This is a genomic window from Winogradskyella ursingii, from assembly GCF_013403975.1.
In the GTDB taxonomy this organism is placed as follows: domain Bacteria; phylum Bacteroidota; class Bacteroidia; order Flavobacteriales; family Flavobacteriaceae; genus Winogradskyella; species Winogradskyella ursingii.
The window spans coordinates 767,689-782,480 of record NZ_JABFDH010000001.1 but is presented as its reverse complement, the minus strand read 5'-3'; the positions used below and the strand labels follow the sequence as shown (position 1 = coordinate 782,480).

13 protein-coding genes and 1 other RNA gene are annotated in these 14,792 nt (G+C 34.5%); 7 read left to right on the top strand and 7 right to left on the bottom strand.

From position 1 onward, the window contains the following. Positions 1 to 49: 49 nt before the first annotated feature. Positions 50 to 1,849: a translational GTPase TypA gene (typA, locus tag HM983_RS03550; RefSeq protein WP_179344012.1), complete on the bottom strand. Its 1,800-nt coding sequence runs from the start codon at positions 1,847 to 1,849 to the stop codon at positions 50 to 52. Positions 1,850 to 2,531: 682 nt separating this feature from the next. Between typA and kdsA the strand changes: the two genes are divergently transcribed. Further along, positions 2,532 to 3,344, top strand: a complete 813-nt coding sequence (gene kdsA, locus HM983_RS03545) for a 3-deoxy-8-phosphooctulonate synthase (protein ID WP_218841804.1) — start codon at positions 2,532 to 2,534, stop codon at positions 3,342 to 3,344. On the opposite strand, the gene HM983_RS03540 is transcribed toward kdsA, so the two are convergent. Continuing rightward, a complete protein-coding gene (locus tag HM983_RS03540; protein ID WP_179344011.1) occupies positions 3,334 to 3,720 on the bottom strand; it encodes a DUF1801 domain-containing protein in 387 nt (128 codons plus the stop codon). The two genes, kdsA and HM983_RS03540, sit on opposite strands and share 11 nt — an antisense overlap. Before the next feature lie 6 nt (positions 3,721 to 3,726). After that, on the bottom strand, positions 3,727 to 4,080 hold the full coding sequence (locus HM983_RS03535) for a hypothetical protein (protein ID WP_179344010.1): 354 nt from the start codon (positions 4,078 to 4,080) through the stop codon (positions 3,727 to 3,729). A 109-nt stretch (positions 4,081 to 4,189) separates the two neighbouring features. Between HM983_RS03535 and HM983_RS03530 the strand changes: the two genes are divergently transcribed. The 4 genes from HM983_RS03530 (at position 4,190) to HM983_RS03515 (ending at position 6,311) form a co-directional block, all read left to right on the top strand. Further along, a complete protein-coding gene (locus HM983_RS03530; RefSeq protein ID WP_179344009.1) occupies positions 4,190 to 4,804 on the top strand; it encodes a hypothetical protein in 615 nt (204 codons plus the stop codon). A gap of 4 nt (positions 4,805 to 4,808) precedes the next feature. Continuing rightward, on the top strand, positions 4,809 to 5,096 hold the full coding sequence (locus HM983_RS03525) for a hypothetical protein (RefSeq protein ID WP_179344008.1): 288 nt from the start codon (positions 4,809 to 4,811) through the stop codon (positions 5,094 to 5,096). A gap of 7 nt (positions 5,097 to 5,103) precedes the next feature. Next, positions 5,104 to 5,397: a winged helix-turn-helix domain-containing protein gene (locus HM983_RS03520; protein ID WP_179344007.1), complete on the top strand. Its 294-nt coding sequence runs from the start codon at positions 5,104 to 5,106 to the stop codon at positions 5,395 to 5,397. Between the two features lie 212 nt (positions 5,398 to 5,609). Further along, positions 5,610 to 6,311 carry a hypothetical protein gene (locus HM983_RS03515; RefSeq protein ID WP_179344006.1) on the top strand — a complete coding sequence of 234 codons (702 nt, stop codon included), beginning with the start codon at positions 5,610 to 5,612 and terminating at the stop codon, positions 6,309 to 6,311. Here HM983_RS03515 and HM983_RS03510 read toward each other — a convergent pair. Next, on the bottom strand, positions 6,308 to 7,510 hold the full coding sequence (locus HM983_RS03510; RefSeq protein ID WP_179344085.1) for an NAD(P)-dependent oxidoreductase: 1,203 nt from the start codon (positions 7,508 to 7,510) through the stop codon (positions 6,308 to 6,310). The genes HM983_RS03515 and HM983_RS03510 overlap by 4 nt on opposite strands. An 84-nt stretch (positions 7,511 to 7,594) precedes the next feature. Further along, positions 7,595 to 7,807 carry a hypervirulence associated TUDOR domain-containing protein gene (locus HM983_RS03505; protein WP_179344005.1) on the bottom strand — a complete coding sequence of 71 codons (213 nt, stop codon included), beginning with the start codon at positions 7,805 to 7,807 and terminating at the stop codon, positions 7,595 to 7,597. 170 nt (positions 7,808 to 7,977) lie between these two features. Between HM983_RS03505 and HM983_RS03500 the strand changes: the two genes are divergently transcribed. Continuing rightward, positions 7,978 to 8,748: a DUF1206 domain-containing protein gene (locus HM983_RS03500; RefSeq protein WP_179344004.1), complete on the top strand. Its 771-nt coding sequence runs from the start codon at positions 7,978 to 7,980 to the stop codon at positions 8,746 to 8,748. A 353-nt stretch (positions 8,749 to 9,101) separates the two neighbouring features. After that, positions 9,102 to 9,498: a transfer-messenger RNA gene (gene ssrA, locus HM983_RS03495) on the top strand. Between the two features lie 737 nt (positions 9,499 to 10,235). Here ssrA and HM983_RS03490 read toward each other — a convergent pair. Together HM983_RS03490 and HM983_RS03485 are read right to left on the bottom strand one after the other, a co-directional pair. Next, positions 10,236 to 10,964 carry a phosphatase PAP2 family protein gene (locus HM983_RS03490; protein WP_179344003.1) on the bottom strand — a complete coding sequence of 243 codons (729 nt, stop codon included), beginning with the start codon at positions 10,962 to 10,964 and terminating at the stop codon, positions 10,236 to 10,238. Between the two features lie 9 nt (positions 10,965 to 10,973). Next, positions 10,974 to 14,561 carry a metallophosphoesterase family protein gene (locus HM983_RS03485; RefSeq protein WP_179344002.1) on the bottom strand — a complete coding sequence of 1,196 codons (3,588 nt, stop codon included), beginning with the start codon at positions 14,559 to 14,561 and terminating at the stop codon, positions 10,974 to 10,976. Positions 14,562 to 14,792: the final 231 nt, after the last annotated feature.

Sequence of the window (14,792 nt, the reverse complement as noted above, 5' to 3'; positions counted from 1 at the left end):
AGAGAAACACTTTACAGCATTTCTCTTTAAAATATAATTGAATGTATTATTACATCGTTTTATTACGCTTACGATCTACTTCTTTTAAGTAAATCTTACGTAATCTAAGGTGATTTGGCGTCACTTCAACGTACTCATCTTTCTGGATGTATTCCAATGCCTCTTCCAAAGAAAATTTAATTGCCGGAACAATCTTAGCTTTATCATCAGCTCCTGAAGAACGTACGTTACTTAACTTTTTGGTTTTGGTAACGTTAACCGTCATATCATCTCCACGAGAATTCTCACCAATCACCTGACCTTCGTAAATATCTTCTCCTGGGTCTACAAAAAACTTACCTCTATCTTGTAATTTATCAATTGAATAAGGAATCGCCTGACCGTTTTCCATAGATACCAAAGAACCATTTTGACGTTCTGGAATACCACCTTTTAATGGTTGATAATCTTTAAAACGGTGCGCCATAATAGCCTCACCTGCAGTAGCGGTTAACAATTGGTTACGCAAACCAATAATACCTCGAGAAGGTACAATAAACTGGCATACCATACGCTCACCTTTTGCTTCCATACTTATCATTTCACCTTTTCGCATCGTTACCATCTCAATTGCTTTACCTGAAACATGTTCTGGTAAATCAATGGTCATTTCTTCAAAAGGTTCACATTTTACACCATCAATTTCTTTAATGATTACTTGTGGTTGACCAATTTGAAGCTCGTAACCTTCACGACGCATGGTTTCAATTAGTACGGACAAGTGCAAGACACCACGACCAAAAACCATAAATTTATCTGCACTATCAGTTTGTTCAACTCTTAGTGCCAAGTTTTTTTCTAGTTCTTTAGTCAAACGGTCTTTAATGTGACGAGATGTTACAAATTTTCCATCCTTACCAAAGAACGGCGAATCATTAATAGTAAACAACATACTCATGGTTGGCTCATCGATAGCGATGGTCTTTAAACCTTCAGGGTTTTCAAAATCGGCAACGGTGTCACCTATTTCAAAACCTTCCAACCCAACAATAGCACATATATCTCCTGTCTGTACATCATCAACTTTTTTACGTCCAAGACCTTCGAAAACATGAAGCTCTTTAATTCTACTTTTTACTATAGAACCATCTCTTTTTACTAAAGAAATCTGCTGACCAGTTTTTAGTTCACCTCGCGTTAAACGACCAATTGCAATACGACCTGTAAATGAAGAAAAATCTAAAGAGGTTATTAACATTTGAGTTGTCCCTTCTTCAATTTTTGGCTCTGGAATATGTTCTATAACCATATCCAATAATGGCTCAATGTTTTCAGTTTCATCTTGCCAATCGTCGCTCATCCAGTTATTCTTTGCAGAACCGTAAACTGTAGGAAAATCTAACTGCCACTCTTCTGCACCCAATTCAAACATTAAATCAAACACTTTTTCGTGCACCTCATCCGGAGTACAGTTTTCTTTATCAACTTTATTGATAACTACACAAGGCTTCAACCCTAGGTCAATCGCTTTTTGTAATACAAAACGCGTTTGGGGCATTGGTCCTTCAAAAGCATCTACCAATAACAAAACACCGTCTGCCATATTTAATACACGCTCTACTTCACCTCCAAAATCGGCGTGACCAGGTGTATCAATGATATTAATTTTAGTTTCCTTATAAATAACCGAAACATTCTTTGAGGTGATAGTAATACCACGCTCACGTTCCAAATCATTATTATCAAGAATTAAATCTCCTGTATTTTCATTCTCACGGAATAACTGGCAGTGGTACATTATTTTATCTACCAATGTCGTTTTACCGTGATCTACGTGTGCAATGATTGCAATATTTTTAATCTTAGCCATAACTGTATGCTGATTTTAAGCGCGCAAAGGTACATCTTATTTACATGATTCCGTTAATAATATGTTATATTTTATGTTAGAAACGATTTGCCTTTGTAACTTAACACTCAAGAACTAATTAAAAGTAAATACCTGCCCAAAAATAACCGCTAATTGGGTCATTTACAACTGCCTGTCTTACGACGAGCGAAACCCTAAAGATGTAAATACGATGAATACAATTAGTAAATACACAAAGTACATACCCTACCTTTATTTTTTATCTGTAATAATATATTGGTTTACAGATTTAAATAAGAGCGAAGGACTGTCGGCTTACCCTATTCTCTTGTTCGCAATTCCTTTTTTATGGCAACTGATCAAACCGAGTAGAAAGTTGAATTTTTCACTGGGTATCGTTTTCGTTTGCCTATCTTCTTATTTGGTACTGGCTTATTTATCTGATGTGTTCAATATTGTAAATTGGTCTGAATCTTCACAAAAATTTCTGTTGTTTGGCGGACTTTTGGTTATCGCAAATCTGATCATGTCCCTATGGATCGTACGTAATAGCATCAGAAAGGTATTTTAAAATAGAAATCCATATAAACTTGTTTTAAGATTACAGAATCAAGAGTACTCGTTCCATGAATGGAATGGAGATAAATAGTATCTTTGCAACTTAATATTTAAGTCTGAAGCTTTGACAAAAATTCCGAAACTAAAACATACCGATTCTAACAATTTCTTTTTACTATGTGGCCCTTGCGCCATAGAGAGTGAAGATATGGCACTACGTATAGCCGAAAGGGTAGTAAAAATTACAAACGACCTAAAAATACCTTATGTATTTAAGGGTAGCTTTAAGAAGGCCAATAGAAGTAGAATTGACAGTTTTACAGGCATTGGCAACGAAAAAGCTTTAAAAATTCTTAGAAAAGTTTCTGAAACTTTTGATGTACCAACGGTTACCGATATTCACGAAACGTCCGATGCCACCATGGCTGCGGAATATGTAGATGTACTCCAAATTCCGGCATTTTTAGTAAGACAAACCGATTTGGTTGTTGCTGCTGCCGAAACGGGAAAAGTAGTGAATTTGAAAAAAGGGCAATTTATGAGTCCGGAATCCATGAAACATGCAGTTCAGAAAGTTAAAGATGCAGGCAATGAAAAAGCTTGGATTACCGATAGAGGTACTATGTTTGGCTACCAAGACATGATTGTAGATTTTAGAGGCATTCCAACCATGCGTGAGTATGCGCCAACTGTTTTGGATGTGACGCACTCGTTGCAGCAACCCAACCAAAGTGTTGGTGTTACCGGAGGGAGACCAGATATGATTGAAACGATTGCCAGAGCTGGTGTTGTAAATAATGTTGATGGACTTTTTATAGAGACCCATTTTGATCCTGCAAATGCCAAAAGTGATGGTGCAAATATGCTGCACTTAGATAAATTAGAAGGGCTGCTCACTAATTTAGTAGCAATTAGAAAAACAATTTCTAATTTTTAGAACGATTAGGCTTTGAGATCAGTTTAAAGGGATTGGTATTGATTTCTAATTGTTTTTGAATCACATATACAATTACCTCATCATCGATTTCTTCAACTGACTTATAGCGTAATGACATCACCGATTTCCTGTTTTCAGTCACGTAATGAGTTTTATATTTTTCCATGTGTTTGCCATGCCAAAAAGCAAAATCCACATAATCTTTAGATTGGTTAAGATAACATAACGGAATACCGTTTGCATAATAAAATGGCAACCGCCATTTGTATAACAATTCAGGTTTAGGTGCAACTGCTTCAATAATAGATTGCAATTGCAGCAAGATAGATTTGTAAGGCTCTGGTTGTTTTAATATGTATACTTCAGCAGGATTCAAAACTGATTAAAACAATTGAACAATCCCAATAACAATTAACCCAATACCAATAATTGCCTTGAACGGCATAAGTTTATCTGATAATTTTCTCAGTCCTGTTTCAATCGATGGTACTTTTACAAAAACGTGTGTTAAAAGTAAAATTCCACCAAGAATACTTGCGATGTTAAACAACAATCCGTCCCAAAATTCAAGTATGGCAAGGATAATCAATCCAAGACCAATAGCTGTTTGAAATGGCGCCAAAAATCCAGCTATCTTATTAAAAAAATTACTTTCCCCATCCCATTTATCCAAAGTGGCCAAGCCTAATAATATGCCGCCTGAAATATTGGCTATTGCAAGTAAAAGTTCTATCATGATTAGATTGTTAAGTTATTAGAATTTAAATTTAATTAATTTATGCCAAAAATATTTTGTGCAATTCAATTAATTTATTTTACTTTGTTTTTCAAAGTACTTTTTTATCATGAGTAACGAAGACTATTTAAAAGATATTAGTGAGATTAAAAATCTCATGAACAAATCGTCCCGCTTTATCTCGCTCAGCGGATTATCTGGGATATTAGCTGGAATTTATGCACTGATTGGCGCTGCGGCTACTTATTGGTTGGTTACAACTTATAGTTACGGCACACTAGTCTTAGACGGATGGGTATTCAGAACCTCAATGTTCATTCTGTTTTTGGTTGCCTTATTCAGTATTATTACAGCAATTTTATTAACGACCAGAAAAGCGAAGCAAAACGGAGAAAAGATTTGGGATAGCTCCTCACGACGATTACTGTTTAACTTTTTAATCCCATTAGTTGTTGGCGGTTTGTATATTTTAATCATTTTAAGTCATGGCAAATACGGTCAAACAGGTGGATTAATGCTTATTTTTTATGGCTTGGCTTTGGTGAGTGCATCTAAACATAGCATAGGAGATATTAAATATTTAGGTTATATAGAAATTATATTGGGATTGATTGCTGCCCTTTACCCAGACTATGGATTTTGGCTCTGGGTTATCGGTTTCGGAATCATGCATATAATATATGGAACTTGGATGCATTTTAAATATGATACTGTAAAATCATAAAATTATGACACTTAAAAAAAGACGTTTATTACTTTTCGCACTACCAATTCTGGTATTACTTATCCCAGCAATTGGCATGCTCTTTTCAACTGAAATCAATTGGTCACCCTTTGATTTCTTAATAGCTGCATGCATACTTTATGGCACAATTTTCATGATTGATTTTATAATCAGAACAATAAAGTCAAAAAAACAAAGAACATTTTTAATTATAGCTGTACTAATCTTAGTTTTGTTGGTTTGGGTAGAACTATCTGTCGGCCTATTCGGAAGTGCCCTTGCCGGTAGTTAAGAAAAATATGAGCATTATAACCAACATAAACAAACTGTTTGATCATAGAATTCGGCTAGGTATCATGTCCATTCTAATGGTAAATGAGTTTGCAGATTTTAATATGTTGAAGGAATTGCTAGGTGCAACAGATGGTAATCTAGCCAGTCACATCAAAGCACTGGAGAAAGCTGAATATATTTTAGTTGAAAAGCAATTTATTAAACGAAAACCAAACACAAGCTACAGTGCTACAAAACTCGGTAAAGCCGAATTTAAAAAACATATTGAAGCTTTAGAAAAACTAATTAACAATACATAACCAAAAATTTTTGCTTTCTTACTTTGCTTTTCAAAGTACTTTTTTAAAATTGAACATAATAAAATAAGATAATCCAAATTCAGCACCGCAAACCATACGTGCACCGATTAGCCATATTTGGAAGCTTGGTTATTCACCTTCGGTTTTGGAGGATTTTTAATAGTCGGTTATTGGGTGTTTAAAAATTTGAACCAAATTGAAACTTAAATAAAATGAATAACATTCTCAAATTGCTGTTTTGCTTCGCATTACTAAATAGCTGCCAAAATGATATTAAAAAGATTGATCATACTAATTCTGAAACCAAAGAATTAATTAAAGATTCTACAAAAAGAGAAGTGGCCGACCTTCCAATAGCCATTGATAGCATCGACTATCTCATACATCCCATTGGCTATATAACTGAATATGGAACCCGATTTTCAAGCTATTCCAGAAGCAATGACAATGTATCTTACAACGTATCAAGTCATAATAGTCATTCTTTAAGAGGGGAATTTACTAATATTAAATTTCAACATGTTAATTCATTAAAATTGGCTCCTTTATTTAAACGGGTTGTAGAAATCAACTCTGTTAGTTTTATTGATAATGTCCGAAAAAACAGAAATTTTGAATATATGATTTATAAAGTCAGAGATGCCGATACCAACGGTGACTCTAAAATTGACCATAACGATGTAAATGCATTATACATTAGTAAAATAGATGGCTCAAATCTTAAAAAGCTAACTAAAGATTTAGCGCAAATCGTTAATTGGAAAATCATTACGAAACTCAACAGGCTTTATGTCAAGAGCATATCTGACACGAACAAAAACGGGAAATTTGACAAAGAAGACAACATCAATTATGGTTATGTTGATTTAAAAAATCCGCAGTTAAAAGTTATAACCTATGATCCAACTAATTAATTACCATCCACATAATCCTGAAGATAATTAAATCGTTCAGTCAACTTACCTTTTTCAGTGATTTTGGCACGCTTTAAAATTCCTCTTTCATCTTTGTTGAAAAAGGCCGGTAATACATGGTTTAAAAATGTTTCGCCAAAACCTTCACTAGCATCTTTTGGTAATTCACAGGGTAAATTATCCACAGCCATTACCGTAATAGCATTTTCAGCGTCAAAACCCACTTCCTTTTCTGTTTGTGGATTGTACCCATAGTAAGGGTCTGCAATCGTAGATGGACGAATTGTTGAAGCCACAGGACCATCGATATCACAGCTTATATCTGCAACTAAATTAATTCTGAAATCTGGGTGTTTAGCATCTTCTCTCGTAAATAAATAAGGAGCATTGTTACCATAAAAATGTCCAGCAATAAAAAAGTCCGTTTGCTTTGCATAGGGCATAAAATTACTTTCGTAATCTTTTGGATCCTTATAAAAAGCCAATCGATTACCCACTTTACCATCGCTACGTTTAGCATATTCCATGACATCAACTCTACAGTAAACTGGTTCTGTAAATTCTGAAGTTAGATACAATGCATCACTCACTTCTTTTATGCCTAAATGATCCAGAATTTCTTGTGCACCTAGTGCCACCTTGCCAGTTCCCGAAAGTAAGATTTTAACGTTTGGGATTGTAATTTTATCCAATTCGCTTTTAACTTCATTTAGATCTGCCAAGCCCTCAACCTTTGGTAGGTTGTATAATTGATCACGTAATCCCAATGCTCTAAAGCCGTTGTATGCACCAACCAAACCTGCATAGCGACCAAAACCTATTAATCTATATCCTTTTTGATTGACTATGGTTTCATGGTCATAAAGCTCGATATTTTTATTTAAAATGGCTTTGAGCAGATCACGATTATAAGGCTGCTTTTTTATAGTATGTGAAAAGAAAAAATATTTTTTATTAGGAATTAAGTGTTCACTCGGAACTTCTTTAACACCAATCATTACATCAGCATCAGAAACGTCATCCGTAACTTTGAAACCAAATTTCTCATATTCAGAATCCGGGAATATCCTTATGTCTGAAGACTCCACGACAAATTGCGCCTCGGGAAAATCGAGCTGCGCTTCTGCTAAAGTTTCTGGCGACAATACCACGCGTCTGTCTGGCGGGTTTTTACGTTCTTTGATGATGGCGAATTTCATTGAAAAATGGATGTTTTTCATTCCCATAGAAGTGGGAATCGTATAATTTGCACGAAAGTAAGCCTATTTAAACGTGTTTACAAATCAATCGACACGCTGTACTTCACTTTCACTTTTAAGGACTTTATCACCATCGTCTTGCTCAATATATAGCGCCTTGTTTCCTGATTCCCCTTTGCGTGTTACATCGTTTCCTTTTATGGTTTTGGTAACTTCTTCTGTGTAAGTATCAATTACTTTTCCCTGGGCCGAGCCGTTACCCCAATCCCATTGTACTTTGGTTCCTTTTTGTATCATAGCCTATAAATTTTATGTAAAAATGGGAAATATTTTAAAATTCTTTTGGCTCATATGCCTTTATCTATTGCTAATTTAATCGTATTAGAGCTAGTATCTGTATTAAAAAGACAAATAAAATCCACTGAATTTTCTTTTATTGAAAACAATATTATTAAACCAACAAAAAAATGAGTTCAAAAAAAGAAACACTTGCCCGTTTTGGGATGGGAGCAAAAGGTATTGTTTATTTATTAATCGGTGTACTGACAGCTCTAGCGGCCTTTGGCCAAGGTGGTAGTAAAAGCGGTAAAAACGATATCTTACAATTCGTGGCCGAACAGTCTTATGGAAAAATACTATTGATTGCCCTTGGCCTAGGTCTTATAGGTTATACCTTCTATAGGCTGTATCAAGGTTTTGGCAACCCAAAAAACCATGACGATGATGCTAAAGGGTATTTTAAGCGGAGTGCATACGTATTTAGTGGCCTTATTTATGGGCTGTTAGCCTTTTCTGCATTACGCATGGCGCTTGGCGGAACCAGCGGTAATGGTAGCCCTGCCTCTGCACTTTTAAATTCTGATTACGGCAATATAATCGCTTTTGTGATTGCAATAATTTTATTGGGAAAAGCTATATATGAATTTTATGTAGCTTACTCTGGAAAATTTAAAGAAGACATTGAGCATTCTGGTATTGACAGCGATGCACAAAACTTACTAACCAAAGCAGGAAAAATGGGCTTTACAGCTAGAGGTATCGTCGCTGGTATTTTGGCATTCTTGTTTTTTAAAGCCGGATTCGGAAGTTCTAGTGGCGACATTAACAGAACGGATGCTTTTAGCTTTTTACAAAATGAATTTGGTTCAATTATTATGGGACTTGTAGCACTTGGTATAGCCTTATACGGCGTTTTTATGCTCATAAAGTCTAAATACCCTGACACTAACATTGAATAATACTGCTAATATTGAGTTGGTATGATATTTGATTTATAACTATAGAGGATTCTAATAGTTTGTTTACATTTGCAATCCTCTGTTTCGAGAAAAGAAACGGGCCAATGGGCATTGTGTAATGATCATTGGTATGGTGCGTTAGGGATGGCAGCGGCATCCTTTTGTCCGTTTGGGCAAAAGATATAGCGAACAGCCAGACCTTTTGCAATCCTAACAAGTATATTTTAAATCTTGCAGGTATACGCAAAAGGAAACGCTCAGAAAGTTGAAATTATCATTTAAGATTGATGAGATTCTGAAATATGTTCAGGATTAATTCGATTAGGCAAATAAAAATTTGCTATCTCATAAAAGGGGTCGACTGGTTTTGACAGCGAGATTAATTAAATGGTAAGCACGTCGTGTAATGGTTTTGAAACACGTAAAAGGCTGAACCAAACTTTTAAACGGCGAGAATAACTACGCTTTAGCTGCATAATCTGAATTATAGTAAGATTCGTGCTTATTCCTGCGAGGCAGGAAGGCTAAATGTCTCCAGAAAGCCCTAGTCAGTGGCGTTCTTTTTAGAGGCATCGTAAATATTGACTAAGATTGGGTAGTGCTTTGATGCCCTTTCGAGATTAAGAAGCTAAGTTGTAAGTAGGTTGTCTTTAACCAGCTTGCAATCGAAAAAACAAGAAAAGAATAAACGTGTAGAAAGCCCTTTGGTTACTTGTTTGGACGAGAGTTCGATTCTCTCCGACTCCACTTTAAATCCTGTAAGTTTATAACTTACAGGATTTTATCTTTGTACTCATTAGAATCGTTAACAACTTTAGTTTGATTGAATATTGTGTTTTTGCTCTTTATCTTTTTTTACGGAAAGATAGAGTGTTAATCCAGCTACAATCAATAATATTCCAACCAAGCTCCAAAGAGTAAAAAAAATAGAAAATTTAGTTTTTGCTATCAATTGAGAATTTTAATTGATATAAGAAATTATTAAAAATGAACAATCTTAGATATTGAAAAATATAGCGAACAATCAACCCAATTTCTACTTCCAGAAAGTCCTATCCTTGTTAATTTAAACATTATGTTAAAAATCATAAATTGCTCCTCATTTTCTCATAATTAACGTAGCTTTAAGTAAATCAGTTTAAAACAAATACCATGAAAAAATCAAAAAATGAAGATACGGTCGGAAAACATCCAATTCCGCATGCGAAGGGAGTAGCTAAAAATGAAACTTCAGATTTAGGGAATAAAAAGAAAAAAGTTACGACCTAAGATAAGGCAAATAAAGAAGAAGAGGAATAGCCAACTTTTCTAAAAAATGAAATAAACCCATTTAAATTAAAAAGAAAAAAGTTCTTTTTATCAAAGTGGGTTTTTATATGAAATAAAATTAAGGTGCGTAAGTTTTAAATTCAACCAAACAACACTGCGAATTTTTAAAAAATGTTTCAATGTTATGAGCAAAACAACGGACTTTCCATCAGTATAAGTTAAGTCTCAGGATCTCTTCTAAAAATCTTGATTAAATCAAATATAACAATACACAGTATCAACCAAATTATTCCGGCTAAATAGCCGCCAACCACATCTGATGGATAATGAACTCCTAAGTAGATTCTACTAATACCAATACTTAAAATTAGTAAAGCAAATAGTGTAATTAGAATGCTTTTTATAACGATGTGCATTTTAAACTGATAAAACAAATAAATCAAAAAACCATAAAACGCCATGGAAAGCATAGCATGACCACTTGGGTAACTCAAAGTCTCAACTGTAACCAGATGTTCTCCTGATGGCCGTGCTCTATTTATAATTTGTTTGAGCAAAACATTAGAGCTCAATGCCAACACTAAAACCGAAGTAAGTTGAAGAATGTATTTCCAACTCCTGAAAACCAATAGAAAAGTAACAATTATAGCTGTAAATACTACGGCATAGCCCCACACATCTCCTATTTCTGTAACTGCTATTAAATAATCTGTAAGAAATGGTGAACGATAACTCTGAATGGATTGTGTAATGGCTGTATCATAATCTTGGAGAAGTTCCGACATGGTACGATGTGTCAACTTCACAAATAATATAATACCAATTATTACAACAGCTAAGGCAACCGTTGCCGTAATAAAATATGGCCATTTTGAATCTGGATGATTAAATTTTTTCTTTAGGTAATTTTTTATTCCCTTTAAAAAATCAATGATCTGTTTTTGCATAGGTGCTATTTAAAATCTGAATCCAGCTGTAAAAATAATACGACTATCTTCATCACTCAAATAATAGCCTACATTAGCTGTAAATGCCTGAAATCCGTTAATAAAAATTGAACCACCATAGCTACTGTGCCATTGCTTTGAATCTTCATTCTCGTTCCAAACGCGACCATAATCAAAACCACCAGTCACACCCATTCTTAAGGGAACGGCTCCTGTACGTACTTCCAAGAAACACACTCTTAAATCAGTAGTTTGGTAGAACGATGTTTTACCTAAGAATCTTTCATTTCTAAACCCTCGTAAGCTTGTATTACCACCAACGGTAGCTGCATGGTAAAATTCATAATTATCACCAAGAATAAAATTAGCTGCTGCTTTGGTTGCTAAAACAGCCATACCGCTTTCATGTATTGGATAAATAATTGACGCCATTGGCTTAACGTAAGCAAACTTATTATCAAATTCTGAATCTACATTCTGTTTATATCCTGCTGTAATACCAAATTCTAATCCTCTTCTCGGAAAACTCAGCAAATTGGCTTTGTTGTTAAAGTGTACGCCCACCTCAGCACCAGCATAAATTTGGTTGTCAAAAACGTCGTTATCCTCATTAAAAAATGCTTGAGTAAAACCATTATCAGAATAATCAACCGTATGTGATTCTATACGAGCTGCTACGTGTGCGCTCACGTTACCACTTGTTTTATAAATCAAAGACGGCTCAAAATGCCATTGCTCAATCTTTACCCTATTAAAATCCAGGTCAACATCATCTTCATCGTACTCAGTTTCATTTCCAATACCAAAGAAATTTGTTGCAAAGTTTGCACTTGTAACCCTCGCATCTAATGCTAAATTCCAATTATAAAATACATGTGCAAATTCCCCTTTATAAGACATTTCAAAACCGGATGTAGCAGAATAATATGAGGCATTGATAATATGTTCTGTTGTAAATGGATTTCTGAGCAGACTATATGTAGTAAGTGTATTGGTCAGTCCCAAACTTAGACCTGCATCCGGATCAAAACCAACCGTTGGCAAAATTACGTTAGTTGAATTCTTACGTTTCTCTGGGTCGTAATTATTAATATCATAAGAATCTGTCAGGAATTTACTAACCGGTGTTTTAAAGGTGTTATCTTTCGATTTATAATCGTAAACTTTTACATTTCGATTATTAGCAATGTCATAGATATCGTTTTCTTCACCACCAAATATTTTAATTTGAATGTAATGGTCACCATCTCCAGTAACTGAAATTTCATCGTCACCGTCTAAAGCATAAATCCAAAGTTCTTTGGTTTCTCTCTTATCGTATGTGTTCTGTAAAAGCGTTTTGTCCTTTTGAAGTATTGTTACCTCGGTCTTACCATTTGGATTTCTAATAATGTCTATTTTATTATCCTTATTGGTGGCAACAATAATTTCGTGCTCTTTAAAATAGCTAAAATAATCTTTGGCGATTGTTACAAGGTTGGATCGTCTCTGCTTTAATATAGATTTTATATTATCTATACTTTCGTCCTTAGTATCCTTTAGCAAGTTTGCAAAAGCGTTATCTATAACCTCATCTGTTAAATTATTTTGAAGATATTCAGCTTGGGTTTTCCATGTCTGCCAATCCGCTCTGTTGATAAAATTTTTATCTAAATAATAAACCGCATTATTAAAAGTTTTAATATTTTGAATTTCGGGAGCATACGTCTGCATATTTCGTGCTAATGGTGAAGTTAGCTTAAGAATTGCAGGAAAAACACCGTCATATTTTGGGAATGCCTGATCACGATCCCTAGGAATTGGTTTATACAATTGCGTACCGTCTTCCTGTTCGTGTAATGCCCACCTCCATTGATCCTCATGCCTATCCCAATCACCTATAAGCATATCAAAAAGTCGTGCTCTAATATAAAGATCCTCATCAATTTTAACATCTTTATCGTCCTGCAACTCCAATAAGATATCTTTTGTACTAATGATATCATCAGCTTTTCCGAAGATTTCAAAATCCTTATTTTCATCGCCAACGTGCTCCTCAAACATGTATAATTTATCGCCATAATTCTCATTAAAACGACCCAGTCGTTTTTGCTTTGGCACATAAACAATTCTAGGCTTAGCATGCGGAATATTTATAGCTTCCAAAAGATCGCTAATGGCAAATTGCGCATAAGGTTGCGCTGTTGTATAATAATCCTGGACTATGTCTTCTGCAATTGTTTCATTCATATAATCCAACACATAATGATCTTTAATTTTGGATTGTATAAAGCGAACACCGCTCTTTCGTAGTTCTCTAATTGTATATTCATTTTCGTTATCGTCAATAAGCCGAAGACTTCGCGACTGGTTCCCGCCTCCTTCTGTAATTGCCCTAACATTGTCTGGCAAGTCTTCTAAAAACAACACTGGAGCCTCAATTTTACGACCGTATATTTCCCTGTAATGGTCTCCCCAAAACCATTTATAAAATCCAGATTTATCTACTTCTTCTTCCGTGTAGATGGCATCTCTATATGTCGCTTTAAAATCCTCTTTTTTATGATAGTTAAAATCTTCAAGTTCACCTTTTTTTAATTTGATATTAGAGTTGAAAACTTTGGTGGTTTCATTTCCTTTTACGGTATAAATTTCTACTTCTGAACTTCCATCCTTAAATACATTTAGTTTTGCAAACCCTTGTTCACTTGATCCAAAATAGCCTTTATCTGTTTCAGGATTGGTTTTACTGGTTTTTCCTGTGGCTCCACTGATAATCTGCGGAATCTGATCATCCATTAAAAACTGTAAATTTTTATCTGCTCCAGACACAAATATCACATCGTTAAATTGGCTCGCCAAAGTTTCTAATCTCCCTACCAAATATTGCATATCGTTATGATAGTATGCTTGTTTCGATAATCCGCCAAAACGATTTATCAATCCTTGCCTTGTAGCAGTGAGTACAGGATGGTGTAAAGCCACTACAATGGTTTTGTTTTGCTCATCTTTTAATTCATCTTTAAATTCAAGAAAAAATTGTTCCCGTGTTTTTATTTTACACTCATTGTTAATGTAAGGATGACTGTCCCAATCCTCAAGATACCATTGCGTGTCTACCATTACCAATTCTACTTCGTCACTGAGTGTTTCACGTTCTATTGGACATCCATCATTTGGCCAGAATTTGGCTTCACTATTATCTTGAAGATAAGATTCTAAGTCATCAATATTTTTGTGGCCTCCTTTATTCCATTCGTTCTTTCCAGGAATAAATATTACCTGACCGTTAAAATCTTTAAGAGGTTCTAATAGATTTAATTTTAGAAAATTTTCTTCATCTTTCCTTTCTTCCTTTTTATTAGGATATCCACCTATTCTGGTACTGTTTCCTAAAGCAACAAAAGCAGCATTGCTATCTTTTTCTGAGGCTTTAACAATCGCATTTAGAATATTGATTGAGTTTGAATCTTTATTTAGCCCAACATTAGAGGTAAAATAGATAGTTTTTGAAATTTCTTTAGATTCCTGAGCATCGATGTTAAGTTGAGCACCAATAAAACATATTAAAATTGTTATCAATTGGCGGGCAACCAGATTATTGGAGAATTTATTCATGTTAAGTCGAAATGTATTTTTTGTAAAAATCTTGATTTTAAAGTTAGTAAGAGTGCTTTTATACAACTATTATTGAAGCATAAGCAATTGAAAAAATAAAAACCTTAACTAGCCTCTAAATAATCCAATAGAAAAACACTCATTATTATTGAAATTACCAATTTTTGTCCAATCTCAAAACCTAAACAAAATAAAAAACCACCCTTTGGTAAAATGGTGGTTAGTATAAAT

Coding starts and splice junctions, on each gene's coding strand:
- HM983_RS03500 (WP_179344004.1), top strand. CDS start 7,978: ATGAGTTCAAAAAAAGAAACACTTGCCCGTTTTGGGATGGGAGCAAAA.
- HM983_RS03490 (WP_179344003.1), bottom strand. CDS start 10,964: ATGCAAAAACAGATCATTGATTTTTTAAAGGGAATAAAAAATTACCTA.
- HM983_RS03510 (WP_179344085.1), bottom strand. CDS start 7,510: ATGAAATTCGCCATCATCAAAGAACGTAAAAACCCGCCAGACAGACGC.
- HM983_RS03535 (WP_179344010.1), bottom strand. CDS start 4,080: ATGATAGAACTTTTACTTGCAATAGCCAATATTTCAGGCGGCATATTA.
- HM983_RS03515 (WP_179344006.1), top strand. CDS start 5,610: ATGAATAACATTCTCAAATTGCTGTTTTGCTTCGCATTACTAAATAGC.
- HM983_RS03530 (WP_179344009.1), top strand. CDS start 4,190: ATGAGTAACGAAGACTATTTAAAAGATATTAGTGAGATTAAAAATCTC.
- HM983_RS03520 (WP_179344007.1), top strand. CDS start 5,104: ATGAGCATTATAACCAACATAAACAAACTGTTTGATCATAGAATTCGG.
- HM983_RS03525 (WP_179344008.1), top strand. CDS start 4,809: ATGACACTTAAAAAAAGACGTTTATTACTTTTCGCACTACCAATTCTG.
- HM983_RS03505 (WP_179344005.1), bottom strand. CDS start 7,807: ATGATACAAAAAGGAACCAAAGTACAATGGGATTGGGGTAACGGCTCG.
- typA (WP_179344012.1), bottom strand. CDS start 1,849: ATGGCTAAGATTAAAAATATTGCAATCATTGCACACGTAGATCACGGT.
- HM983_RS03485 (WP_179344002.1), bottom strand. CDS start 14,561: ATGAATAAATTCTCCAATAATCTGGTTGCCCGCCAATTGATAACAATT.